Consider the following 26,035-nt stretch of genomic DNA (forward strand, 5'->3'; position numbering starts at 1 on the left):
GGCGTTTTTTTTGTGCGCCTTAATAGATTTGAGAAATATTGAATGTTAAATTCGGTTTACATAGTAATGCGAAAATGTTTTTGCAAATCATATGAAAGTAATAAATGAATTCGAATATCAAGCGGAGAGGTTTGTAATGAGTCAAAAGAGTAGTCAAACAACCATTGCTTTGAATTTCCCAATAACTTCTTATGATAAATCTGAAAATTTTAACATTCTTAGTGGATGAACTGGGTAAAGTGGAGCTGAAGGCAGTTAAAAGATAAATGGTAGAGAGAGCTTCATGCCTTAGACTGATATAGTTTGAGGCTTTTTACTTTACCTAGGAGCAGGCAATTTTTCTCTAGAGCTTACTTTGGGCAAACTTGATTTAAGGCCTCAATAATATGATCTACTTCTTCCCACGAATGGATGGTTGCACCGGCAGCAAATGAATGCCCTCCTCCATTGAATTGCCGGGCAATTGAAGAGATAGGGATATTTCTTGAACGAATTCTGACACGGATTTCCGTCGGATATTCGATAAAGAACACCCAGATTTTGTTTCCTTTAATAGAAGAAAGGGTGTTAACTAAGTTTGAAGCTTCTACTCGGTCTACACCATACTTATTTAACAGTTCCTTTGTCATAATAAAGTAAGCTACCCCTTTATCGGTTACTTTGAAGCTCATAAGAATATCTTTTTGAAGCCTTGAAGAATTTTTAGTCTTTGTATTAAGAAGGTTATGGATTCTTTCTGGCTGAAAATTATAAGTTCGTAAGAGCGAAACCGTTTTTAAGGTCCTAGGAGAAGTATTTCCATTCAAGAAACGCCCTGTATCACTAATTATCCCTGCATAAAATGCTTTAGCTGCTTCTTTGTTTATTTTAAAATCCTCTTGAAAATTCAAAAATAAGTCAACAAGCATTTCACTTGCAGAGCTATAAGAAGGGTCAACCCAAGAAAGGTCACCGAATTGTTCATATTCGGGGTGGTGGTCAATTTTAATCAACATGTCCCCATGTGTATATCGGGAATCACTAATGCGTGAAGTGCTAGAAGTATCACAAACGATCACTAATGCACCCTTGTAAGTTTTATCAGGGATAACTTCCATTTTACTAATAAACAACAGGCTATCTACTTCTTCTCCTACCACATAAACCTCCTTGGAGGGATAGGAATGTTTAATTAGTTGTTGTAGCCCGACTTGTGATCCTATAGCATCCGGGTCCGGATTAATATGACGGTGAATGATAATAGTAGAATATTTCCTGATGGCTTTGACTATTTCGTTTTTTATATTTTCCATTTTGCCATCTCCCTTTGAATCTATAATTACCTCGTAGATCAATATTAGATTAAAAAAATTTAATATAGAAAAGAAAGCATGAACTAATGAATTTTATTTACATATAAAATTAGGTACTCTAATCATCACATGTCACAAGTGTAAAGGCAATTCCAAACACCATAAAATGAGTATAGAGAGATTTCAGAGTGTGTTAGGAATATCAATATTTCAAATTCATAATTAAATAGTTTAGAGAGGGGGACAATTAAATTAGCTATTATTAAGTAATAAACAAAATTATTGCAAAATTCAATTAATAGATTTATACTTAATCTACCAAACCGATGACGGCAAGTTACCTTGCTGCAAAGCCGGCTTGGTTTAAACTTAGAATTTATAAAATTGACTTTGTTCACTTGATCTTCCTTTGCCGGAAGACAAGCCATGGATAAGAGTCAGTGAAACGTTCAATGTAATAACATTGTTGGTTTTGCTGGCTCTTTTTGTGTATCCCGACAGTTAGAAAGGGGTGATAAAATGAATGGAGCTTTGGATGGAGTCCGGATTATCGATGTATCCCGTGTTTTGGCGGGGCCGTTTTGTTCAATGATTCTCGGAGATTTGGGAGCGGATGTAATTAAAATTGAGCATCATGAATCAGGTGACGAAACGAGAGGCTGGGGTCCACCGTTTGCCCAAGGAGAAAGCGCTTACTATTTATGCGCCAATCGAAATAAGCAAAGCATGACTTTGAATTTAAAGTCTGAAAAAGGGAAAGAGATTTTCCGTAAGCTGGTGTCTTCGGGGGATATAGTGGTTCAAAACTTTAAGACAGGTACCTTGGAAAAAATGGGGATAGGTTATGAGGAATTAAAGGAATTCAACCCCCAATTGATTATGGCCTCGATCACAGGATTTGGTTTAACCGGCCCTTATAAAGATTTACCTGGCTATGATTATATCATTCAAGCGATGAGTGGTTTGATGAGCATCACGGGAGAAACGGATGGGAGTCCCATGAAAGTCGGCGTTGCTATTGCTGACATATTGACTGGTTTATATACATGCATAGGCATTTTATCAGCTTTACATCATAGGGAAAAAACGGGGGAAGGACAGGAAATTGATATTTCGTTAATGGATTGTCAGGTTTCTTCGTTAGTAAATGTTGCCAGCAATTATTTATTCAATGGAATAACTCCTGAGCGAATGGGAAATCAACATCCGAATATTGTGCCTTATCAAACTTTTCATGCAAGCGATGGAGAGTTAGTCGTGGCTGTAGGAAATGATGAGCAGTTCAGGCGATTCACATATGTTTTAGAAAGACCGGATTTAGCGGAGCTGGAACAGTTTAAGCGTAATGAAAATCGTTTGCTTAACAAGGAAGAATTAATACCGATAGTTGAAGATTTGTTAAAAAGAAAGACAAAAAAAGAGTGGAAAGTGCTGCTTGATAACGCGGGGATTCCAAATGGCCCAATTAATACTATCGCAGAGATGTTAGAGGATCCCCAAATAAAAGCGAGAGACATGTTGGTGAATATGGAGCATCCTACTGTTGAAAATCTGAGAGTAACAGGATCCCCCTTAAAACTTTCGAAAACACCTGTCACGATGAGAAAGCATCCACCGCTGTATGGAGAGCATACTGATTCGATTTTGGCTGGAATTGGGTATAAACCAGACGAAATAATCAAATTTAAACAAAATAAAATTATTTAGGAGGAATTTAGATGATGAATTTCGAATTAACAGAAGAGCAGCAAAGTGTGAAAAAAGTGGTAAGGAAATTTGTGGATAAGGAAATTATCCCATACATTCAAGAGTGGGATCGACAAGGACAGTTTCAACCTCATATTCTAAAGAGATTGGCAGAATTGCAGCTGATGGGTGTTTGTATCCCTGAAGAGTATGGTGGAGTCGGAATGGATTATAATACTCTCGCTATCGTTTGTGAAGAGTTAGAGCGTGGTGATACGGCTTACCGCACTGCAGTTTCAGTACATACAGGGTTGAATAGCATGACTTTATTGCAATGGGGAACTGAAGAACAGAAACAAAAATATTTAGTACCGCAAGCAAAAGGAACTAGGATTGGCGCTTTCGGTCTGACTGAACCGAATGCAGGGTCTGACGTAGCAGCAATGAAATCAACGGCTAAACGTGATGGGGATTATTACATTTTGAATGGATCAAAAACTTGGATTTCTCTCTGCGATTATGCGGATCATTTCCTCATTTTTGCTAAGACGGATCATGATCTCGGCTCCAAAGGGATTACTGCTTTTATTGTAGAACGTACTTTTGAGGGAGTGGAATCCAAAGCCATTAAAGGAAAATTAGGAATTCGCGCAGGAAATACAGGCGAAGTCTTTTTAACGGATGTAAAGGTTCCAATTGCGAATAGACTTGGTAAAGAGGGAGAGGGCTTTAAAATTTCTATGTCAGCATTGGACAGCGGTCGTTTTACAGTAGCTGCAGGTGCTGTAGGGTTAATCGAGGCAAGTCTAGAAGCAAGCTTAAAGTATTGCCATGAGCGCAGTACATTTGGAAAAGAGATTGGTAGGCATCAGCTTGTTCAACAGATGATTGCTAAGATGAGCGCGAATCTAGAGATTTCCAGATTGCTGGTCTTTAAAGCTGGGACATTAAAAAACCAAGGCAAACGTAATACCAAGGAAACATCACTTGCTAAGTGGGTTTCATGTAATGCAGCGAACGAAGCAGCGAATGATGCGGTTCAAATCCATGGTGCCTATGGCTACTCGGATGAATATCCGGTGGAACGTTTCCTACGAAATTCAAAAGCTCCGGTCATTTACGAAGGAACGCGTGAAATTCATACTGTAATGCAGGGGGAATACGCTCTAGGCTACAGACAAGATAAAGAACTACGTAAGCAATTGCCTGCATGGCCCTTCGAGCAAGTTTCCGTACATTAATTACAGACAGAGGAGATCAGATGATGAACACATATTTTATTGCAGGACATGCAAAACTTCCACAAGGTATGGCAGCGAGGAATGTATATGATTCTATCACAATCACTGTAGAATTGGACTTTAAATATGGTGTTATTGTTGATGCATCCTGTACCCTTGCTACAGAACATGGCAGGGAATACATTCGTCAACTACTTCGCGGTTATTGTCTTAAAGATGGTATCGAAGAATTGATTGATCGTGTGCAAATGTATTATCGTGGTAAGGCAGGTCAAGCGATTCAAGCAGGGCTGAAGGATGTATATGCACAGTTCGAATTGGTCTCCGTTAAATAAGAATTAAAATGGATCGTGCCGGTCTTAAAGCCGGTAGGATCCTTTTTTTGACTACATTGTAAGGTGCGCACTTTCAATGTGCAAAAATAATGAAGGTGGTCCATGCCCCCTAATTGGGCATGTGTTAAATTGCCGTTAATGCGTATGGTAGTAATTCTGATTTCTACATTGGGTGATCGTTCATGAGAGATTTGAAAGATTCTTTAGTAGTTTAAAAAAAGCTAGTTATTTTTTTCATAATCCATCAACAATAGAGGTGATAAAAAAGTATCACCTCTTTAAAAATATTTTCAACGTTCTAAAGTTGCCTCTTCTAAAGATTTCTCCTCAAAATATTCATGCATTTAAAAGTTCCATCTACAATTATTTCGGAAGCAAATGGAAGGCCTTCTATGGCATCGCCGATTGTTGAAAGTACGCCGATTTCTGCTGGTGCGCCGATTTCTGCTGGTACACCGATTTCTGCTAGTACGTCGTTCAGTCCTGCAGGTAGATCTCCTTCTCCAGCAAGAGCGTAGTTGAGTATTGCAAGTACATCTCCTTCTCCAGCATGAGCGACGATGAGACCTGCAAGTAGAACGGTTCCTGCTGGTACGTCGTTGAATGCTACACGTGGCCCGATTTCTGCTGGTGCGCCGTTGAATGCTACATGTGGCCCGATTTCTGCTGGTGCGGCGTGGTGAACGACGAGTACTGCGCCTTTTTCTATTCTTTTTCCTCGTAGAACGGGCTCTTGAACGAGGGTCCTGATACATGAAGTCACTTAACCCAAAAGAATTAGCCCTATCCACCGCATTTTGTATATCCCGAAAAATATTTGACATATATTTATCCTCCTTTTCCATAATAAACTATGTTGCTTGTACGTAATGTGCTATTGATTATCGCAAAACCTTTAAAAAAAATTAGTTATTTTTGTGGCATCTTTCGCTTTTTTTCATAAATTAAAATGAAAATGAAAGGGAAGGGTTATATGAATGCTGACAAGGAAATACCTATATATCAGCTTTTTATTCCACCTGTAAATTTAATGGAACTTCGTAGAGACATTTGGTGCAATGATCCGGTATGTGCAAAGTTAACAATAAACAGAAAAAAACTCGATATTGATATCGTTTACCGTGGCTCCCATATCCGAGATTTTCGGAAGAAGTCCTATAATGTAATCTTTTACAAGCCAAATACTTATCGCAATGCCAAAGAAGTACATTTAAACGCTGAATATAAGGATAAATCTTTACTAAGAAATAAATTATCATTAGATTTTTTTGCAGATATAGGAACTTTATCACCAAGATCCCAATTTGTTTTCCTGAATTTGAATGGGAAGGACGAGGGGATATACCTAGAATTAGAATCAGTAGATGAACATTATTTGAAGAATAGAAACCTGCCAAAAGGATCTATTTTTTATGCAGTTGATGGAGATGCTAATTTCTCGTTAATGAGTGATTTAGATAAAGGAATTAAACAATCCTTAGAATTGGGCTATCAAAAAAAATGTGGGACAGCTCAGGATGAATTATATTTACAAGAATTAATTATCAATATTAATACAATTCCAAGAGTGGATTTTGAAAAGGAAATTGTAAAATATGTAGATGTGGAAAAGTATCTGCGCTGGCTGGCTGGTGTCATTTTCACACAAAACTTTGATGGATTTGTTCACAATTATGCTTTGTACCGAAATGGAGACACTGGACTATTTGAAATCATCCCGTGGGATTATGATGCGACATGGGGGAGAGATGTAAATGGAAAGGTGATGGAGGAGGATTATGTTGGTATTAAAGGCTTTAATACATTAACTGCAAGAATTCTTGATATAGATACATTTCGTCGAATATATCAACGTCTTTTAAAAGAGATTATGAACAATCAGTTTAACGCAAGATATATGGAACCTATTATTCAGGATATGTATAACCAAATCAGACCGTATGTTCCGCAAGATCCATATATTAGGGATAATATTGAAAATTTCGATAAAGAACCTGATTTCATCCTCAATTTCATAGAGTCACGGGCAAATTATATAAATAGTCAATTGCATACATTAGATTAATTACTTGTTTAACATTCACTTGTTTTTCCAATCGAAGTTGTAAGATATTGCGTGTATTTTCTAGCTTTAGATGAAGGAAGGTAAATGGTTAAATTTTATTAAAAACGGCAGGTACGCTGAAAGAACAGCGTTCCTGCTGTTTTTCGTCATGATTCTATTTGCATTTCTAATCTTTTAAAGCTATGTTTGATAGAAAGATATAATCTAACGTATTATGAAGGATGGGAATACATTGAATAATCATAGCCGTTTGCCGGCATATATATATACCTTTACGTGCAGCCCAGATGAACGCTCTTTATGTAATATGGAGATGCGCTCGTTCTTCGGTTTAGAAACATCAGTTAATATTTTGAAAAGTAATATTGAAATTGAACCGAGCAGAAGTCCGTTTATAAAAGGACGGGTCGAGGTGATGTACGAAGGGGAAAGCATATCCGAAATTGTTGAGCAGGTAAAAAATATTCACTTACCACATTCAACATTTAAAGTGTTATTTGTTAAAATTAATGATTTGGATAAAGAAGCAAAAATAGATTATGATGGACAACGTGAAATTGAACGGGAAATTGGCTGGCACATTCAGGGAAATGCCGATGTACGTAATCCTGATCAGGTCTTTGGTATTGTGCCACTTGGTGGTCGTTGGTATTTCGGGAAATATGTTAAACCGGAAGCTGTTTGGTTACATCATATGAAAAAGCCTCGTGAGTATTCAACAGCACTTAGCACAAGAGTAGCCAGAGCCATTGCTAACATTGCGGTTCCACATCCAGATGGAGTGAAAGCCATTGATCCATGCTGCGGCATTGGGACAGTGTTAGTGGAAGCCCTATCAATGGGGATAGATATTGATGGTCGCGATATCAATCCTCTTGTGACAGATGGATCGAGAGAGAATATTGCTTATTTCGGACTCGAAGGTGATGTAACAACCGGGCCAATCTCAGATGTTACGAAAAACTATGATGTAGCGATTATTGATATGCCTTACAATCTATATACACATGCGACTCCGGAAGATCAACTCTCAATCCTTAAACATGCCAGACGCTTTGCTGACAAGGTGGTTGTCGTAACCATTGATACGATGGATCACATGATTGAAGAAGCCGGGTTTGAAATTGCAGATCGATGTGTGGCCAAGAAAGGCATTTTTTCCAGACAGATTGTTTTGTGTGTATAAGCTTAATTGGGAAGATAAAAAGGCTGAAATCTTTGTGGATTTCAGCCTTTGTGATTTTTACTTAACGTAATAATGAACCACATTTTTGATAATTTCCTTGTTGATCTTTTCCTGATATTCTAAGTAATCTAAATGACCAATAATTTCTGACATGACAAGCGGGAACTCTTTTACATATTTTTCTTTATAAAAGGTTTTCGCCAGTTCATTACCTGTCGAAATTCCGGATTCTATTAAAGCCAAGATTTTTTGTGATTTTGACTCAATACTGTTGAGTCTTTTTTCAATTAAAGAACCGGGGTGTTCTATGATATTACCATGTCCTGGTAAAATGAGATTGATCTGTAATGATAAACACCGCTTTAATGAATCGATATGATCCACGAGTGTCAGCATTCTATTGCCGTTTTCATCAGGTTCAACCAAGGCATTACTTGAAATATGTTCAATCAATAAATCACCAGCAAGCAGCCGTTTCTCTTTTTGGTCAAGGAAGGCTATTTGATCCGGGGCATGTCCGGGAAATTCGATTACTTCAAAGTTCAGCCATTTTTTTTCCGTGATTTCAATGATGTCACAATTCAGTCTTTGATCTTTATTATTATCAACGGCATTGAATAAATAGGCGACTTGTTTATCACCTAGTTCACCACAGCCCATTTGAAGGTAAAGCTGTTTATAAAATTCAATTCTCATACTTAAGAAGTCAGGATCCCGTTTTAAACGAGGAACGGATTTAGAATGGGCATAAACAGGAATCGGGTGGAGTGCAGTAATCCGGTTAACCAAACCTACATGGTCTCCATGGTGATGGGTTAACAAAATTTCTGTAATATCCTTAATGGTAAAACCATTTTCCTTTAATGTGTTCTGTAATGCATTCCAGCAAACATCGTCATTCATACCAGCATCTACTAATGTTAAAGATTCATCCTGTTTTACTAAGTAAAAGTTTATGCTTTTCAATGATAAAGCACTTGGAGCTATAATTGGATAAATTTCAAGTAATGTATTAGTTTTCATGAACGTCGCCTATCCTCCCAAATTGAGATTAACTAAATAGTGATATTACTAATATTGAGCAAGTATATATAAAGGGTTATTAATCTATGATGAGATGAATGAAATGAAACTGTCAAGCGGAAACTTCCAAATGAAAAAGATTTTAATAGAGAAAATAACTGGTAATGGATGGTTTATTTATCTTGTTTATTTTAAAATTGAATAAGCACCCCGGAAATTAAGCCAATATTCTTATAATTAATTTTGGCTGTTGAGGTTTCATATTCATGTATTTTTTATAACTAAAACTGTAATGTATGTTGAGAGAAAGCGTTCTATAGAAAATAGAAAGTGTATAGGAGGGCCTAGTTTGAAACCTAAGATCTATATTACAAGGAAATTGCCAGAACAAATAGTTAATAGGCTGAGAGTGAATTATCATGTCACGATGTGGGAACAAGAGGATATACCGGTTCCTAGAGATGTGCTTGAAAAAGAAATAGAAGAAATTGATGGGTTGCTTTGTTTGTTGACGGAACAAATAGATGAGGCGCTGATTGAAAAGGCGGTTAATCTAAAAATCATTGCCAATATGGCGGTTGGTTATAACAATATTGATATACATAGTGCAATAAAAAGAGGCATCATGGTCACGAACACGCCCGGGGTTTTAACGGAAACAACTGCTGATTTAACCTTTGGCTTGCTGCTTGCAACGGCAAGAAGGCTGATAGAAGCAGAAGATTATTTAAAGAGTGGACAATGGGAAACGTGGTCACCTATGCAGCTGACCGGACAGGATGTACACGGTGCAACGATGGGAATCATCGGGTTAGGGAGGATTGGTGAGGCACTGGCTAAAAGAGCTAAGGGCTTTGATATGGATCTAGTTTATTTTAATCGAAGCCGTAAATATGAACAGGAAAAAGAATTAGGAATTGAATATCAGCCCCTTGAAAAATTGCTCCAAGTTTCGGATTTTGTCTGTGTCATGTTGCCGCTTACTCCGGAAACCACTTATATGATTGGCGCAGATCAGCTGGATTTAATGAAAGAGACGGCTGTACTCATAAATACGGCAAGAGGTGGGATTGTTGATGAAAAGGCGTTATATCTGGCGTTGAAAAACCGAGTAATTTGGGCGGCAGGATTAGATGTATTTGAAGAAGAACCAGTTTCATTGGATCATCCGCTGCTAACATTGCCAAATGTGGTTACGTTACCGCATATCGGGAGTGCCAGCATTGCGACAAGATTGAAAATGGCAAGCCTTGCTGCACAAAACTTGATGGATGGTTTAGCAGGTGATACTCCACGTAATTTAGTAGTATTATGAAAATGACATGTGAAAAAAGGACTCCAAAAAAATGGGGTCCTTTTTTGAGAGTGAAATATCAACCACAATGCCTTTTTTTTTTAAAGTCCTGCTGTTTCTAAACCGTCAATTTCTATCCCTCTACTAAAACCATGTGTGATTTTTAATTCATTATTTGTGGTGGATAAGGTTAGTTCTCCTTCTTTCTCATAAACTTTATATGACTTCTCGTCATACACCTTAATATTGATAGACTGCTGTGTACAGGTTAATATGGTGCAAAACAATTTGAATCCCCTCATTATCATTTTAAAAGAGTGCTAAATAGAATTACTCGGATTATCTTTAACTTAAGGAAAGCATACTTATCGTAAATTGACTGGATTTTTTGTAAAATAAAGAAGATCACGTATTTTTTAGAAAAAAACAACTTGTTAAAAGGGATAGGGGTAGTAATGATTGAATTGAAAGAAACAATTTCATCAGGTAACGAAATGACTAAATCCAAAAGGCTGTTGATGGCTCTTATGCTTGGTTCCTTTGCAGCGATTGGACCATTGTCACTTGATATGTATTTACCAGGTCTGCCTACGCTTGCTGAAGATCTAAAAAGCAGTGCGTCTTTAGCCCAGCTTAGTTTGACTGCCTGTTTATTAGGATTGGCGTTAGGGCAGATTTATCTAGGGCCACTAAGTGATGCAAAAGGAAGACGGGTACCGTTAATCATTTCACTATCCATTTATTGCGTTTCATCTCTGTTATGTGCTTTTGCTCCATCCATTGAATTGCTTTTATTATTACGTTTTATTCAAGGTATCGCAGGAGCAGGAGGAATTGTCATTTCCAGGGCCATTGTTCGTGACCTTTTTTCAGGAACGGATTTGACAAAATTCTTCTCCATGTTAATGCTGGTAAATGGAGCTGCGCCGATTTTGGCTCCAGTTTTTGGAGGTCAGCTGTTACAGTTCACATCTTGGCGAGGAGTTTTCATAGTCATTTGTGTATTAAGTGTGCTTATGGTTGCCGCAGCATTTTTCGGTGTAAAGGAAACATTATCTCCTAATCATAGAAGTGCAGGAGGGGTAACCGATACACTCCGAACTTTTGGGAATTTATTAAAAGACCGTGTGTTTATGGGCTATGCTTTTTCACAAGGATTCGTAAGTGCCGCAATGTTTGCTTACATTTCCGGCTCGCCTTTTGTTCTCCAAAATATCTTTGGTGTCTCTCCCCAAACGTTCAGTCTTATTTTTGCAACAAACGGAATGGGTATCATTATTGCTTCTCAAGTGACTGGAAGGCTGGCAGGTAAGGTAAAAGAGGAAAAACTCCTTCAAATAGGATTATGTCTTGCATTATTTGGAGGGATCCTACTTCTTTCATCTATCCTTCTCGAAATTGGGTTAGCAGGAATCTTGATAGCTTTATTCTTCTCTGTTTCTAGCGTTGGAATTGTCGGTACAACAAGTTTTTCTTTATCGATGCAGAATCAGAAAAAAACAGCAGGCAGTGCCTCGGCCTTAATTGGACTGCTCCCTTTTATCTTAGGGTCACTAATGGCTCCCCTTGTGGGTCTAGGTTCAGGTGATTCACCCCTTCCTATGGGTATTGTGATGGTAAGTTGTCATGCCATCGCCATGTTGGCTTATCTAGTTCTTGCCCGCCGTGGGGTTAAGGGATTAGGATAAAAATAAAAAGCTGAATCCCTATTATAGGGTTTCAGCTTTTTACCTTGTTTAGAAAGTACTCCTGATAAAAATCAGGGCTGCTTTTTTCAATTCTTATAACAGTGATTCTGCTCCGTCAATATAAACTTCCGTCCCTGTTACATGGGAGGACATAGCTGAAGCTAGGAACAAGACAAGGTCCCCTGCTTGCTCGGTAGTGCCGGCTTTTTTTGCAAGGGGCTGTGAACCTTGCGGGTATTCAATTGGGATTCTGATTTTTTTTAAGTTTTCATCTTCAGGGAAAGTGTTGTCGTGAATGTTCGTATCGATGGAGCCGGGACAAATGATGTTGACTCGGATTTTATATTTTGCCAATTCGAGTGCCGCCATTTTACCGAAAGCGACTTGACCAGCTTTTGATGAGCTGTAGGCGGAAAAACCAAAATTCTTGAAAAATCGGTTTCCATTGATGGAGCTGTTGATGACGATGCTGCCACCAGTTTCCTTCATATATGGAATGGCGTATTTGACAGTGAGGAAGGTGCCCTTTAGGTTGATGGTATGTGTTTGATCCCAGTCTTCTGGCTTTATGTCTTCGATGGGGGCTATCACACCGTTGATGCCTGCGTTAGCGAATACGAAATCAATTTTCCCGAAATGGTCGAAGGCTACCTGGTATGCCTTTTCAACTTGATCGGCTTTAGAAACATCGGTTTTGACGATTAAAGCCTCTCTACCAAGGGATTCTACTTCTTCCTTTACCTTTTCGGCATTTTCAACTGTCCGATCAAAAAAGACAATATTTGCACCGTTTTCAGCTAGCTTTAGTGCAGCGCCACGGCCAATTCCTGATCCGCCACCCGTAATTATTGCGACTTTATTTTTCATTAAATCTGTCATAAACTTCACACGCTCCTTTTTAGTTTTCTTTCCCGAATAGGTAGTATGTAGAAACATCATGGCAGTAGTAATATAGAAAGATTATAAAGGAAAATTACCTGAAAAATCCAATTTAAACAGTCGTTGGTCGTCATTTTACTTTTTTTTTTAGTGAATTGTCTGTATATTGAGGACATAATAAGTTAGTTTGAAAGGGGATATGATGATGATACGTTTAGGAGTAATAGGAACAAACTGGATCACTGAGCGATTTTTAGAGGCAGCAAAGCTTGTGGAGGAGTTTTCTTTAACCGCTGTTTATTCACGTACAGAAGAGAAGGCTAAGGAATTTGCCGGAAAATATGGAGTTCATACAATATTTACAAATTTAGAGGAAATGGCCGCAAGCGATGAGATTGATGCTGTATATATTGCAAGTCCTAACTCTCATCACAGCAGTCAGGCAGTGTTATTTTTAGATAATAAAAAGCATGTGTTATGTGAAAAACCATTAGCTTCGAATGCAGTGGAAGTTAAGAAGATGATTGCCGCTGCCAAAAAAAATGAAGTGCTATTAATGGAAGCAATGAAATCAACAGTAATGCCTAACTTTGAAAGTATCGAGAAAAATATTAGTAAAATAGGTACCATACGGCGATTTTCAGGAGGCTATTGTCAATATTCATCACGCTATGACGCGTATAAAAAAGGCACAGTTTTGAATGCGTTCAATCCGGAATTTTCAAGCGGCGCATTAATGGATTTAGGGATTTACGTCATTTACCCACTTGTTGTACTGTTCGGTAAACCAAATAAGATTCAGGCAACAGGAACATTGCTTGAATCAGGGGCAGATGGACAGGGAACCATATTACTTTCCTATGACGAAATGGAAGCGGTCGTAATGTATTCGAAAATTACGGAATCCAACCAGCCATCTGAAATACAAGGCGAACATGGAAGTATTCTCATTAATAAGATTTCCGGACCCGAAGCAGTAGATATCCATTATCGGGATGGTTCTAGGGAAAGTATTTCGGTTAAGCAGGACATGCCTTCCATGTATTATGAAGTTAAAGAGTTTGTTGAATTGATTCATCAGGGTAAAATAGAATCGGATAAAAATTCATTCGCGAATTCACTATTGACTATAGAAATCATGGATGAAGCAAGAAAGCAAATTGGCATCGTTTTTCCTGCTGACCGTTGATAAGCATTTAAATAGACACGGTCTTGGAAGAAGAGTATAAATGGATGTTACAGATATCCTTTAATTGGGTAGAATTTTAGTACATAGATAATATTTATGTTGGAGGAATGGATATGAAATGCAAAATTAACCGTAATGCAGCAAAAGTTTTACAAAATATGTTGAGCAGTGAAGAAGCCGAAGGCAAAATGATTCGAGTATATATCACGCATATGCATGGTGATCATGCTCACTATGAGATGAAACTTGATACGCCGACAGAACATGACGAAATTGTCAAAACAGATAAAGATATAGATATTTTGCTTGATTCACGTGAGGAATTTCTGGATGGGGTATGGATTAAATATTTTTACGTTCCGGAAGAAGGTTTTGAAATTACTAATCCTTCGAAAGAACCTCACGGGCATCACCACCATTAAGAAAAAAAGGGGAGAATGGCATGAATCAAAAATACGAAAAGATCTTTCAACCTTATAAATTTTCTTCAGGGGTAGAAGTGAAAAACCGTATCATGATGGCTCCGATGACAACTTATTCTTCGGATGATCATGGCTTTATAACCGAAGATGAACTGGCTTATTATGCGGAACGCTCGGCAGGTGTTGGTGCGGTGATTACGGCTTGTGCTTATGTAATAGCTGGCGGAAAAGGGTTTCCAGGTCAATTTAGTGTAGATGATGATTTATTTATCCCTTCTTTGAGAAAATTGGCTGAGACGATTCAAGCTAAAGGGTCAAAAGCAATTTTACAAATATATCATGGTGGTCGGCAAAGTCCACCCGAATTAGTACCTGATAACCAACCTGTTTCCGCGAGTGCGATTGCTTTCAAACAAGATGCACCGGTACCACGGGAAATGTCGGAAAACGAAATTCAGGACGTTATTATGGCATTTGGAGAAGCAACTAGAAGAGCCATCGAAGCAGGATTTGATGGCGTAGAAATTCATGGGGCCAATACGTATTTGCTTCAACAATTCTTTTCGCCACACTCGAACCGTCGGACAGATAAATGGGGAGGAACTCTAGGGAAACGATTGATTTTTCCGCTTACCCTTGTAAACGAAGTGGAAAAAACAGTGGCTGAGCATGCGAAAAAGCCATTTATTATCGGCTACCGCATTTCTCCTGAAGAGGGCAGCAATCCTGGAATCACTTTGGATGACACGCTCCAGTTCGTCGATAGACTAGCTAATCAAAACTTAGATTATCTACATATATCGGTAGGTCATTTCTGGAATGGTTCATTCCGTGAAAGTGATAGGACAAAATCCCGAATCGTTAAAATTCATGAAAAGGTTGGTAATCGTATCCCGATAGTCGGTGTAGGCTCCCTACACACACCGGAGGAAGTAGCAGAAGCTATGGAAACAGGCGTGCAATTTATCGCCCTCGGTCGAGAACTGCTTATGGAACCGCATTGGATTGAAAAAATCAGGGCAGGAAAAGAAATTGAAATACGTACGACTCTTTCCAAGAAAGATCAGGATGAACTTGTCATTCCAGATCCACTTTGGGAGAAGTTGATTAATAGAAAAGGTTGGCTTCCGGTAGTAGAGTAAGTGTAAAAAGCATTAGAAATATATAATTCCTTAAATCCGTCCTCTCTTTATTGAGGACGGTTTTTTGTATGGGCAACTTATGCATAGATGGTCTCAATGGGTTGGAATGTACAGGTTCCTTTTCCTAGAAAATAAGCATTCCAATAAGATATATGTTGAGGAAGGCAATTAAAATAGTATTTCGACTACATTTGAACTTGCCTAAACAAATGATACGGGCATCCGTAGCTCATTTTGTGAATTAACCCAACAATCAGTATCCCTAGAGTTACAGATAATCAGACTTATTCCTTTCAAACGGAAAATATCTCTCTAATGGATAAATCTATTTAATATATGCCGAAGAATTGGTAATTAGTCGAACATTCCAATTCCCTGCATAGTAGTCATTACTTCCGGCTTCAAAATAACTAGTCTGGACGTATCGTCCCAGTTTGTAATATAAACGTAAAAATATGTAAACAAATGTTAACTTTACTAGTAATGTACAAGTAGACAAGATATCATCAGACATCAAAGAACTGGAAAAAGAACTGCTTGAATTAAAACCGTTATTGGATCAGCTCGATGATCAGCAATTAAAATTTGCTGCAAAACAGCTGTCCGTTCGAGGAGGGTCTTTATTAAGCATCATTACTATGCTCACCTAAATATTTTCCTCGTTCAACAAAAAAGACCTGAATTGGTCTTTTTTTGTTTTGATTTAATAAAATTCACATCAGGGGAATCACCATTTTGAACAAACTATCTAAATATGAGTAGATAACTGATTTTACTTGCCTATAATATTTTGGTTAAAAGTCTTATCCATGAACAGTGGTTGTCCACTAATAATTTTGGCCGGAGTAATATTCGTGGTCGTATGCCCACTAATGGGAATGTCCACACAATTGCGTTTCTAATCCTTAAGGATGATAGGAATACCGGAATATGAAGTTGACTATGAGTAGAACATTTATTTGAATTATTTTTGGTTGAAATAGCCTTATAAATCTTTTTTCGATAAAGATGAAGGATATAAGGGAATGGAAAAAGAAGAACTTAAGTAACTATAACTATAAGAAGAGGTGAGAGTGTATGATTGGATCAATCGTAACGACGGCAAAAGGACATCTTCAAGGTACTATGGAAAACGATGTATGCGTTTGGCGTGGAGTCAGGTATGCGAAAGCGCCAATTGATGCTTTGCGTTTCCGCTCGCCGGAGCCAGTTGAAAAATGGAGCGGTGTCTTGGATGCAGTGGATTTTGGTGCCGTTCCGCCACAGCCGATGGATCGGGCTGTAAGAACAGGAATGGCTGGCAATGAAAAAATGGATGAGGATTGCTTGTTCCTGAATATTTGGTCACCAAGAGCTGATGATAAGAAGCGCCCGGTCATGGTATGGATTCCTGGTGGGGTATATATAACGGGAGCTGGATCTATTGATATGTACAATGGACATTTGTTGGCTAAGAATGGAGACGTAGTCGTGGTAAGCATCAACTATAGGTTAGGTGCACTTGGATATTTGGATTTTACTGAGTTGACAGATGATGGAGAACCATTTGAAACCAACTTAGGCTTACGTGATCAAGTGGCATCTTTGAAATGGGTGAAAGAGAATATTGAAGCCTTTGGCGGCGACCCTGAGAATGTTACGATATTTGGCGAATCAGCTGGAGGAAATGCCGTAACGACCTTACTTACTGTACCTTCAGCGAGAGGTCTTTTTAAACAGGCTATTGCAGAAAGTTCTGCTCCAACATCTGTTTACGGAAAAGCATTTGCACGACAATTCAGTGAAAAATTCCTGGATATCTTGGGAATTGGCAAGAATGAAATCCATCGATTAAAAACACTTCCAGTTCAAGAAATTGTCGCCGCCTCTTACCAACTCTTACAGGAAAACTCACAAGCTATGCCTGGTTCCCTATCTTTTGGACCTGTCGTTGATGGTGACTTCCTGCCTGATTATCCACTAGATTCGATTCGGTCCGGAAAAGCAAAGGGGATACCCTTGCTTATAGGAACAAATAGAGACGAAGCGACATTATTTGAACAAATGGATCCCCCTTTAATCCCAACTAATGAAGAGATGATTCATAAAATGTTCGAAAATACTGATCCAGAGGCGAAAGAGCGAATTACGAATGCTTATATGAACTTCCCTAAAAAGGAAGCGGCGCTTGGCATTGGCCGTGATGCGACTTTCCATATTCCTTCCGTTTGGTATGCGGAGGCGTACAGTCGTTTTGAAAAAACGTGGATGTATCGTTTTGATTATAAAACGCCGGCACTGCGTTTAAGCAAATTAGGGGCGACCCATGGAATGGAAATTCTATTTGCCTTCCAGACATTCGACTCGGCATTGGGCAAACGGATTACTTCTTATGGATCCAAAACAGCAGCGCTTAAGGTTTCCCAAAGGATTCAAGGTCATTGGGTTAACTTTGCGAAATATGGAAACCCAAATCCCGAAGAAGGGGAAATCTGGCCGAAATATGATGAAAACAACCACTACACTATGATTTTTGATAAAAAGGATTATATTGAAAAAGATCCTAACAGAATGATAAGGTTGGCCTGGGAGGGAGTAGGGATTTACAAGTGAAATATAGTGGTAAGGAAGAAAGGGCGGACAAAATGGATATAAAAAATTTTATGTCTACAAAAGAGTATGCGAGAACTTTGGATCAGCAAGATGCCCTAGTTTCATACAGAGAGGAATTCTATTTGAATCCCGGAATGATTTATTTGGATGGGAACTCATTGGGACTTTTATCGAAGCGGGCGGAAAAAAGCTTAATGAGGTCATTGGAAGACTGGAAAAGGTTTGGGATAAATGGGTGGATGGAGGGCGCTGAGCCTTGGTTTTACTTTTCTGAGAGATTGGGAGAGTTGAGTGCCCAATTGGTAGGGGCTGCAGGGGATGAAGTGATAATGAGCGGGTCAACGACAGCTAATTTGCATCAGCTTGCGGCAACTTTTTTTGAACCGAAAGCTGGTAGAAACAAAATCTTGGCGGATGAGCTAACGTTTCCCAGTGATATTTATGCTCTCCAAAGCCAGCTCCAATTACATGGACTTGATCCTGCGACACATTTAGTTCAGGTGAAAAGCCGTGATGGGAAATTCCTTGAGGAAGATGACATCATTGCAGCGATGAACGAGGAAATAGCCTTGATTGTACTGCCGACGGTCTTGTATCGGAGCGGTCAGATCCTTGATATTGAAAGGTTAACCAAGGAAGCCCATGCACGTGGGATCATGATTGGGTTCGATGGCTGTCATTCTATAGGTGCTGTTCCGCATTGGTTTGACAAGTGGGAAGTGGATTTTGCATTTTGGTGTAATTATAAGCATTTGAATGGTGGGCCAGGTTGTGTAGCTGGGTTGTATGTGAACCGTAAGCATTTTGACAAGAAGCCGGGATTGGCAGGATGGTTTGGATCGAGGAAGGATAAGCAGTTCGATATGGAGCATTCCTTTACACAGGCAAATTCTGCCGGTGCTTTTCAGATTGGGACTCCCCATATATTAAGCATGGCTCCCCTTTTAGGCTCACTTGAAATGTTTGCAGAAGTGGGAATAGAGCAGGTTCGGTCAAAATCTTTGAGGCTGACGAAATATCTAATGGATTTAATCGACTCGGAACTTACTGATTACGGATTTAAAATTGGTAGTCCAAGGGATGAATCAAAAAGGGGCGGTCATATCATCCTTGAACATAAGGAAGCGGCAAGAATATGTAAAGCATTGAAAAAAGAGGCTATCATACCCGATTACCGTGAACCTAATATGATCCGACTAGCACCTGTTGCTCTTTATACCTCTTTTCAGGAAGTCTTTGAAACGGTACAGGTCCTTAAAAAAATCATGGACGGAAGGTTATATGAAAACTATGAAAATAAACGGGGAATCATTGCCTAGGATGGGAGAACCGTATGGAGAAAAATAAGTTGCATCGTAAGTTATCGTCAAATCAAATCACAATGATTGCCATGGGTTGTGCAATTGGTACCGGTTTGTTTTTGGGCAGCGGCCTTGCGATTTCGACCGCAGGCCCAAGTGTATTAATCAGCTATGCAGCAGGTGCATTCATTGTCCTCCTGTTGATGGGCTGTTTGGCAGAAATGACTGTAGCCTATCCAACATCAGGGTCATTTGGAACGATTGCTGAAAAATATATCAGTCCATTTGCAGGCTTTGTTGTGCGATATTCATATTGGATAGCGAATGTCCTTGCTATTGGAGTCGAAGTGAGTGCAATCGCCGTGTACATGAAATATTGGTTCCCTGATGTAGCTGGAAGTGTGTGGATTTTTCTTTTTGCTGCACTGCTTATCTATGTAAATGCAACGAGTGTCAATACATTCGGAAATTTTGAATATGTATTTTCAATGATTAAAATTAGCGCTATTGTTATTTTTATTTTACTTGGAGCATACGTGGTGATTGGCGCCGAACCCTCAAGTGGTATTGGGGTAGAGAATTATGTCAATGACGGAGGGTTTATGCCATTCGGGTTTTGGGGGCTTTGGGTTGCAATATTTATTTCTCTCTTCAGCTTTTTAGGGACGGAATTAATTGCAGTGACAGCGGGAGAAGCAAAAGACCCGGATATTGCCGTGCCCAAAGCTTTAAAGGCAACTGTTTTCAGACTTGCTACTTTTTATGTACTGACAATCGGTCTTATGTTGATGATTGTACCATGGCAGTCCGCTGGAATCGATAAAAGCCCATTTGTAAAGGTAATGGAAATTTTGAATATTCCAGGAGCATCAGGAATAATGAATTTTATTGTGCTAACAGCAGCTCTATCTGCGATGAATAGCCAGTTATATGCTTCTACAAGAATGATATTTTCATTATCCGAGCAAAAGCAGGCTCCTGCATTATTTCAAAAGGTGAGCCGAAAAGGTGTTCCATTACGTGCCCTACTCATCTCTACGCTGGGCATTTTTCTGGCTGCTGGTGTAAAAGTTCTGCTTCCGGATACTTCATATGCGTTCATGATGGGGATTTCGATGTTCGGAGCTATTTTCACCTGGTTTATGGTGTTTATCTCACATTTGTATTTTAGGAGGGATTGGGAAAAATCTGGAGGGCGGAAGTTGCCGGTGAAAATGTATGGCTTTCCATATTTAACGATACTAGGTGCATTTCTGCTGTTTGCTTTGACGGTATCGACTTGGTTCACTGGTCCATTTAAAATCGTTCTCCAGTTCGGTGTTCCTTGGCTGATCTTTCTTTGCATCGCTTATTTGTTAATGATGAAAATAAAAAGAACGTAAAGGGAGAGAGAGTATGGATAAGGGACCGACTGATAAGAATCGTTTAGAAGAAGGAATGGTTACTGATTTTGAAAAGGATATGTCCTATGGGGACTATCTACATTTAAATCAAATTCTATCGAGTCAGCACCTGCTTTCCGGTCATCATGATGAGATGTTGTTTATTATCATTCATCAAACAAGTGAATTATGGATGAAACTGATTCTTCATGAATTAACAGCAGCAACAGACAATATTGAGGCAGGACGTTTGGAGCCTTCTTTTAAAATGCTATCTAGGGTATCAAGAATTCAACAACAACTTGTTCAATCGTGGAATGTTCTCTCGACCTTGACGCCATCGGATTATATGGAATTCCGTGAGAAACTCGGAAACTCTTCTGGCTTTCAATCATTTCAAAACCGGTTGATTGAATTTGCAATGGGCCAAAAGAATACGCAAATATTGACCGTTTTTCGACATCAGCCTGAACTTTATGAAACGATGATGGTTAATTTAAATAAACCTAGTATTTATGATGCTGCGATTGGGGCCTTGGCTGCAAGAGGTCTTCCGGTTGATGAATCCGTTTTGAAAAGGGATTGGTCTGAAACATATCGAATAAATGCCAGTGTGGAGAGTGCCTGGCTGACGGTCTACCGCGATGTTCATAAATATTGGGACTTATATGAGCTGGCCGAAAAGCTTCTTGATATTGGTAGTCAGCAACAATTTTGGAGATTCCATCATATGAGTACGGTAGAAAGAATCATCGGCCAAAGAATGGGCACAGGTGGTTCGTCGGGAGTGAGCTACCTAAAGAAAGTGGTCGACCAGCCATTTTTCCCCGAACTCTGGACACTGCGAACAAAGCTGTAAGCAAGACTGGAGGGGAAAATATATGAATCTATAGAGAGATATTTCTCAGCGACTGAACGAAAATACGCCATATTGGCCAGGAGATACACCGTATTCATATCGTCTGAATTCTTCAATAGCAAAGGGATCATCAGTCAATGTTGGGGAAATTCGGATGAGTACACATTTAGGAACACATATTGATGCTCCTTTCCATTTTGATGAAAACGGAAAAAAAATCATTGAGCTCGATTTGGATTTATATATTGGCCCAGCACTTTTAGTAAAGATAGATGCTGCTAAAAGTATTGGAGTTAAGGCTTTTACAGGTATCGACTTTACAGGCATCGAACGGTTATTACTGGCAACAGGACAGTGGAAGGACCTCAGCCGTTTTCCTGAATGGATTCCTACAATTGATCCTGAATTAGCACCTTATCTTGCTGATAGAGGAGTGAAGTTGCTTGGACTTGATTTGCCTTCCGTTGACTATCTCGACAGCAAAGAATTGCCTGCCCACCATGCTCTATCAGGTTGTGGTATTCATATCTTGGAAGGTCTAGTCCTAGAAAGCGTGGAGCCGGGACTGTATGATTTGGCAGCACTGCCGCTTGCGTTAGAAGAGGGAGACGGCAGTCCGGTCAGGGCTGTGCTGAAAAGGAAGGGTTAAACAAGGGGGAATAAGAGATGGGCAAAATTGGAGTTTACGGATCTTCCTTCGATCCAGTTACGAATGTCCATTTATGGACAGCATCTACCATTGCACATCGTGCTAAGTTGGACAAAGTTATTTTTTTACCTTGCGCCGATAATCGGATTGATAAACAGATGAAAACGAGTAATGAACATCGCTGGGATATGCTTGGGCTAGCTATCGAGGACAACCCGCTGTTCGGTGTTAGTGATTATGAAATTAATAAACGGGCTGGGACGAGTAAACAGTATACTTGGTATACGATGGAATACTTTAAACAACAGTACCCGAAGGATGATGTTTATTTCATTATGGGTGCCGATCTTCTTGAAGATATTGATAATCAGGAATTACCGGTACACTTACGCTGGAAATTAAGGGAAAAGTTGATTGCTAATCATAAATTTATCGTCATGGCCCGGGATGGAATAGATATGCTAAAAATCATTTCCAAAAGTCCGTTGCTGAGAAATTATGATGATGGCAATAAATTTCACCTTATCGATAAAGGTCTCTCCATGGAAATCAGTTCGACATATATAAGAGATGAGTTCGCGATGGGTGGAGAACCGAGATATTTACTGCCTGGTCAATGTTATCAGTATATTGTGGACAATAAGTTATATCAAAAAGAATCAAAATCTTGAGTTTTTAGTATAAGCGAGAAAAAAGAATGCAAAAGAGCTCAATCTCATGAGATTGAGCTCTTTTGCGTTGGTTATATAATTCCATTAATACAGACTTTATTAATCTCAATAAGAGTCACGGGAAGAAAAAAAGAAAAAACATAGTTGACAACTTGGTATACTTTGTTTTATGGTAATGATACATAAAAACAGAATATTTGCTGATCAGAAAACTGAAGGCATACTATCTCCTTATATATTGATTGAAGGAAATAGTATGTCTTTTTTGTTGGAAAAAGTGAAAAACGGGGGAAGTTTATGAAAAAGTTGATGGTATTTTCAAGTTTGATTTTAGCCTTTGGAGTACTAGCAGGATGTAATTCAGAAAAAACAGAAGGAGAAGGGAACTCTAAGTCTGTGGAGCTTTTGAATGTGTCGTATGATCCGACGCGTGAACTGTATCAAGAATTTAATGATGCGTTTGTGAAACATTGGAAAGAAGAGTCAGGTCAGGATGTAACGATTCAGCAATCTCATGGCGGTTCTGGTAAACAAGGTAGAGCGGTTATTGATGGGTTGGAAGCGGATGTCGTGACATTGGCATTGGCTTATGATATTGATGCCATTTATGAAGCTAGTAACTTATTAGCGGAAGATTGGCAAAAACGTTTACCTGAAAACTCGACACCGTACACATCAACTATCGTGTTTTTAGTAAAAAAAGATAATCCGAAAGGTATAAAAGATTGGAATGATTTAATCAAAAAGGATGTTTCCGTAATTACGCCAAATCCAAAGACAAGCGGTGGAGCAAGGTGGAATTATCTGGCTGCATGGGCTTATGCAGAAAAGAGTTTTAATAATGATGAAACCAAAGTGAAGGATTTTATGAAAAAGCTTTATCAAAATGTTGAAGTTTTGGATTCAGGAGCACGAGGTGCAACGACCACATTTGTGGAAAGGGAAATTGGTGACGTACTAATTGCTTGGGAGAATGAAGCTTATTTAACACTAGAAGAATTCGGTGATGATAAATATGAAATCGTCAATCCTTCGATCAGTATTTTGGCTGAGCCTCCAGTAGCTGTTGTTGATAAAGTGGTGGAGAAAAAAGGAACGAAGGAAGTCGCTGAGGCCTATCTGGAATACCTCTATACAGATGCCGGTCAAGAAATTGCAGCAAAGAACTTCTATCGTCCGAGGGATGAGAAGGTTCTTGCTAAATACAAGGACCAGTTTGCAAATATTGATATGGTGACTGTTGATGAAAAGTTCGGCGGGTGGAAAAAAGCCCAGGAAACACATTTCAATGATGGTGGTACATTTGACGAAATTTATCAACCACAATAAGCGTTGGAGGAGAAGATGTAAATTCACATTTTCTCCTTCACTAATCAATCAGAAAGAGCTGGGGCGAATCGATGAATATAGCGGAAGTTAAACAAAAGAAAAAAAGAACCATACCTGGTTTTGGACTAACGATGGGGTTTACATTGCTGTATCTATCCATCATCGTTTTGATTCCATTATCCATGGTTTTTTTAAACACATTTACAATGGGGTTTCAGGATTTTTGGGCGACTATTACCGAACCGAGGGTCGTTGCTTCCTATAAACTAAGCTTTCTGACAGCTTTAACTGCGGCCTTTGTGAACGCAGTTTTTGGCGTTTTAATTGCCTGGGTGCTGACTCGTTATGAATTTCCTGGCAAACGAATCATCGATGGTCTAGTTGATTTGCCATTTGCCCTGCCGACTGCTGTGGCGGGGATTACATTGACCACTTTGTACTCACCGAATGGGTGGATTGGCCAATTTTTCAGCTTTAAAATTGCCTTCACTCCCATCGGGATTATCATTGCCCTGATATTTATCGGTCTGCCATTCGTTGTCCGCATGGTCCAACCGGTGCTTGAAAATATAGAAAAAGGAATGGAAGAAGCATCTGCTTCGCTAGGGGCGAATCGAATGCAGACGTTTATTAAAATCATCTTTCCTGAATTGATACCAGCGATTTTGACGGGTTTTGCACTTTCTTTTGCGAGGGCGCTTGGAGAGTATGGATCCGTTGTGTTCATTGCAGGAAATATGCCTTTTAAAACAGAGATTTCACCGCTTATCATCATGACAAAACTCGAACAGTATGATTATCAGGGTGCAACCGCTGTGGCCACCGTCATGCTTATTATTACATTTCTAATTTTGTTTACCATCAATATCTTACAATGGTGGACTAGCAAAAGATATACCGGGAAATAGGAGGGGACATGTTGGCAAATCACAATTCAGTGGCTGCAGAGACGAACAAACCAGTCATTTTAACGAGAAACGCAACGAAAGAGCCTAAATCTATACAGTGGATTCTTATTTCCATTGTGTTGCTATTTCTTACTTTATTTTTAGTTGTTCCATTAATCGCAATCTTTGTAAAAGCCTTTGAAAAGGGGGCTGATGCTTATTTTGCGGCCATAGCCCATCCTGATTCTATGTCTGCCATTAAATTAACATTAATCGTTGTCCTAATCACGTTACCCCTTAATGCTATATTTGGGGTAGTGGCGGCATGGACGATTACAAAATATGAATTTAAAGGAAAAAACTTTTTAATAACTTTGATTGATCTACCCTTTTCGGTTTCACCAGTCATTGCTGGATTGATTTTTGTACTTTTATTTGGCTTACATGGGGCCCTTGGTCCATTGTTGCAAAACTATGATATTAAAGTGATCTTTTCGATTCCAGGGATTGTCATCGCCTCTATTTTCATTACCTTCCCATTCATTGCACGTGAATTAATTCCGCTCATGCAAAGCCAGGGAACGTCTGAAGAAGAGGCATCGCTCACACTAGGAGCAGGAGGATTCAAGACGTTTTGGTATGTAACGCTTCCTAATATTAAATGGGGTCTTTTATATGGAGTCATTTTATGTAATGCGAGGACAATCGGAGAATTTGGGGCCGTATCGGTCGTATCAGGCCATATACGCGGGATGACGAACACGATGCCACTTCATATTGAAATCTTATACAATGAATATCAATTTTCAGCGGCCTTTGCCGTGGCATCACTGATGTCCATTTTTGCAATCATAACGTTGGTTATTAAAATTTTCATAGAATGGAAAACAGACTTTAAATCATCAAAAGTAAGTTAGGAGGGA

The 26,035-nt window shown here is 39.1% G+C and carries 24 protein-coding genes and 1 pseudogene; 19 read left to right on the plus strand and 6 right to left on the minus strand.

Features of this window, described 5'->3' with window-relative positions; translation table 11 throughout:
• Nucleotides 1-350: 350 nt before the first annotated feature.
• Entirely contained in the window at nt 351-1,292 is a 942-nt protein-coding gene (locus tag AKG34_RS04830) for a DHH family phosphoesterase (RefSeq protein WP_053345036.1), read from the minus strand.
• Nucleotides 1,293-1,811: 519 nt separating this feature from the next.
• Here AKG34_RS04830 and AKG34_RS04835 point away from each other — a divergent pair.
• Genes AKG34_RS04835 through AKG34_RS04845 form a run of 3 tightly spaced genes read left to right on the plus strand, consistent with a single transcriptional unit; the run spans nt 1,812 to nt 4,554 of the window.
• On the plus strand, nt 1,812-2,999 hold the full coding sequence (locus AKG34_RS04835; RefSeq protein ID WP_053345037.1) for a CaiB/BaiF CoA transferase family protein: 1,188 nt from the start codon (nt 1,812-1,814) through the stop codon (nt 2,997-2,999).
• A 14-nt stretch (nt 3,000-3,013) separates the two neighbouring features.
• Nucleotides 3,014-4,219, plus strand: coding sequence for an acyl-CoA dehydrogenase family protein (locus AKG34_RS04840; protein ID WP_053347992.1), 1,206 nt, complete (start codon nt 3,014-3,016; stop codon nt 4,217-4,219).
• Between the two features lie 23 nt (nt 4,220-4,242).
• The gene (locus AKG34_RS04845) at nt 4,243-4,554 is read left to right on the plus strand and encodes a DUF3870 domain-containing protein (protein ID WP_053345038.1); all 312 of its coding nucleotides are present in this window, start codon (nt 4,243-4,245) and stop codon (nt 4,552-4,554) included.
• Nucleotides 4,555-4,867: 313 nt separating this feature from the next.
• On the opposite strand, the gene AKG34_RS04850 is transcribed toward AKG34_RS04845, so the two are convergent.
• Entirely contained in the window at nt 4,868-5,317 is a 450-nt protein-coding gene (locus tag AKG34_RS04850) for a hypothetical protein (RefSeq protein WP_053345039.1), read from the minus strand.
• A 7-nt stretch (nt 5,318-5,324) separates the two neighbouring features.
• A pseudogene (locus tag AKG34_RS29560) lies at nt 5,325-5,399 on the minus strand (hypothetical protein); the annotation flags it as partial.
• 128 nt (nt 5,400-5,527) lie between these two features.
• On the opposite strand from AKG34_RS29560, the gene AKG34_RS04855 reads away from it, so the two are divergent.
• Together AKG34_RS04855 and AKG34_RS04860 are read left to right on the plus strand one after the other, a co-directional pair.
• On the plus strand, nt 5,528-6,619 hold the full coding sequence (locus AKG34_RS04855; protein ID WP_053345040.1) for a CotH kinase family protein: 1,092 nt from the start codon (nt 5,528-5,530) through the stop codon (nt 6,617-6,619).
• Nucleotides 6,620-6,851: 232 nt separating this feature from the next.
• Nucleotides 6,852-7,805, plus strand: coding sequence for a TRM11 family SAM-dependent methyltransferase (locus tag AKG34_RS04860; RefSeq protein WP_053345041.1), 954 nt, complete (start codon nt 6,852-6,854; stop codon nt 7,803-7,805).
• Between the two features lie 57 nt (nt 7,806-7,862).
• On the opposite strand, the gene AKG34_RS04865 is transcribed toward AKG34_RS04860, so the two are convergent.
• Nucleotides 7,863-8,828: an MBL fold metallo-hydrolase gene (locus AKG34_RS04865; protein WP_053345042.1), complete on the minus strand. Its 966-nt coding sequence runs from the start codon at nt 8,826-8,828 to the stop codon at nt 7,863-7,865.
• Nucleotides 8,829-9,177: 349 nt separating this feature from the next.
• Here AKG34_RS04865 and AKG34_RS04870 point away from each other — a divergent pair, with 349 nt between their 5' ends.
• Nucleotides 9,178-10,143: a 2-hydroxyacid dehydrogenase gene (locus AKG34_RS04870; protein ID WP_053345043.1), complete on the plus strand. Its 966-nt coding sequence runs from the start codon at nt 9,178-9,180 to the stop codon at nt 10,141-10,143.
• An 80-nt stretch (nt 10,144-10,223) separates the two neighbouring features.
• On the opposite strand, the gene AKG34_RS04875 is transcribed toward AKG34_RS04870, so the two are convergent.
• Nucleotides 10,224-10,409 (minus strand): hypothetical protein, encoded by a 186-nt coding sequence (locus tag AKG34_RS04875; RefSeq protein WP_053345044.1) that lies wholly within the window; start codon nt 10,407-10,409, stop codon nt 10,224-10,226.
• A gap of 168 nt (nt 10,410-10,577) precedes the next feature.
• On the opposite strand from AKG34_RS04875, the gene AKG34_RS04880 reads away from it, so the two are divergent.
• Nucleotides 10,578-11,810 (plus strand): multidrug effflux MFS transporter, encoded by a 1,233-nt coding sequence (locus AKG34_RS04880; protein WP_053345045.1) that lies wholly within the window; start codon nt 10,578-10,580, stop codon nt 11,808-11,810.
• Nucleotides 11,811-11,903: 93 nt separating this feature from the next.
• Here AKG34_RS04880 and AKG34_RS04885 read toward each other — a convergent pair whose 3' ends face one another.
• On the minus strand, nt 11,904-12,689 hold the full coding sequence (locus tag AKG34_RS04885) for an SDR family oxidoreductase (RefSeq protein ID WP_053345046.1): 786 nt from the start codon (nt 12,687-12,689) through the stop codon (nt 11,904-11,906).
• 205 nt (nt 12,690-12,894) lie between these two features.
• On the opposite strand from AKG34_RS04885, the gene AKG34_RS04890 reads away from it, so the two are divergent.
• The 12 genes from AKG34_RS04890 to cysW all read left to right on the plus strand — a co-directional run bounded on the left by AKG34_RS04890 (nt 12,895) and on the right by cysW (nt 26,029).
• On the plus strand, nt 12,895-13,878 hold the full coding sequence (locus AKG34_RS04890; protein ID WP_053345047.1) for a Gfo/Idh/MocA family protein: 984 nt from the start codon (nt 12,895-12,897) through the stop codon (nt 13,876-13,878).
• A gap of 113 nt (nt 13,879-13,991) precedes the next feature.
• Nucleotides 13,992-14,300 (plus strand): iron-sulfur cluster assembly accessory protein, encoded by a 309-nt coding sequence (locus AKG34_RS04895; protein ID WP_053345048.1) that lies wholly within the window; start codon nt 13,992-13,994, stop codon nt 14,298-14,300.
• Nucleotides 14,301-14,320: 20 nt separating this feature from the next.
• Nucleotides 14,321-15,442 (plus strand): NADH-dependent flavin oxidoreductase, encoded by a 1,122-nt coding sequence (locus tag AKG34_RS04900; RefSeq protein WP_053345049.1) that lies wholly within the window; start codon nt 14,321-14,323, stop codon nt 15,440-15,442.
• A 1,077-nt stretch (nt 15,443-16,519) separates the two neighbouring features.
• Nucleotides 16,520-18,034 (plus strand): carboxylesterase/lipase family protein, encoded by a 1,515-nt coding sequence (locus AKG34_RS04905; protein WP_053345050.1) that lies wholly within the window; start codon nt 16,520-16,522, stop codon nt 18,032-18,034.
• A 32-nt stretch (nt 18,035-18,066) separates the two neighbouring features.
• Nucleotides 18,067-19,353 (plus strand): kynureninase, encoded by a 1,287-nt coding sequence (gene kynU / locus AKG34_RS04910; protein WP_053347993.1) that lies wholly within the window; start codon nt 18,067-18,069, stop codon nt 19,351-19,353.
• Nucleotides 19,354-19,367: 14 nt separating this feature from the next.
• Entirely contained in the window at nt 19,368-20,717 is a 1,350-nt protein-coding gene (locus AKG34_RS04915; RefSeq protein WP_053345051.1) for an amino acid permease, read from the plus strand.
• A 13-nt stretch (nt 20,718-20,730) separates the two neighbouring features.
• Nucleotides 20,731-21,576, plus strand: a complete 846-nt coding sequence (gene kynA / locus AKG34_RS04920; RefSeq protein WP_053345052.1) for a tryptophan 2,3-dioxygenase — start codon at nt 20,731-20,733, stop codon at nt 21,574-21,576.
• Nucleotides 21,577-21,628: 52 nt separating this feature from the next.
• Nucleotides 21,629-22,225 (plus strand): cyclase family protein, encoded by a 597-nt coding sequence (locus tag AKG34_RS04925; RefSeq protein WP_407946275.1) that lies wholly within the window; start codon nt 21,629-21,631, stop codon nt 22,223-22,225.
• A gap of 17 nt (nt 22,226-22,242) precedes the next feature.
• Nucleotides 22,243-22,896: a nicotinate (nicotinamide) nucleotide adenylyltransferase gene (nadD, locus tag AKG34_RS04930; RefSeq protein WP_053345053.1), complete on the plus strand. Its 654-nt coding sequence runs from the start codon at nt 22,243-22,245 to the stop codon at nt 22,894-22,896.
• A gap of 297 nt (nt 22,897-23,193) precedes the next feature.
• A complete protein-coding gene (locus tag AKG34_RS04935; protein WP_083450677.1) occupies nt 23,194-24,225 on the plus strand; it encodes a sulfate ABC transporter substrate-binding protein in 1,032 nt (343 codons plus the stop codon).
• A gap of 71 nt (nt 24,226-24,296) precedes the next feature.
• The gene (gene cysT / locus AKG34_RS04940) at nt 24,297-25,133 is read left to right on the plus strand and encodes a sulfate ABC transporter permease subunit CysT (protein ID WP_053345054.1); all 837 of its coding nucleotides are present in this window, start codon (nt 24,297-24,299) and stop codon (nt 25,131-25,133) included.
• 29 nt (nt 25,134-25,162) lie between these two features.
• Nucleotides 25,163-26,029: a sulfate ABC transporter permease subunit CysW gene (gene cysW / locus AKG34_RS04945; RefSeq protein ID WP_407946276.1), complete on the plus strand. Its 867-nt coding sequence runs from the start codon at nt 25,163-25,165 to the stop codon at nt 26,027-26,029.
• Nucleotides 26,030-26,035 lie beyond the last annotated feature (6 nt).

Origin of the sequence: Peribacillus butanolivorans, assembly GCF_001273755.1 — a bacterium.
Lineage (GTDB): Bacteria > Bacillota > Bacilli > Bacillales > DSM-1321 > Peribacillus > Peribacillus butanolivorans.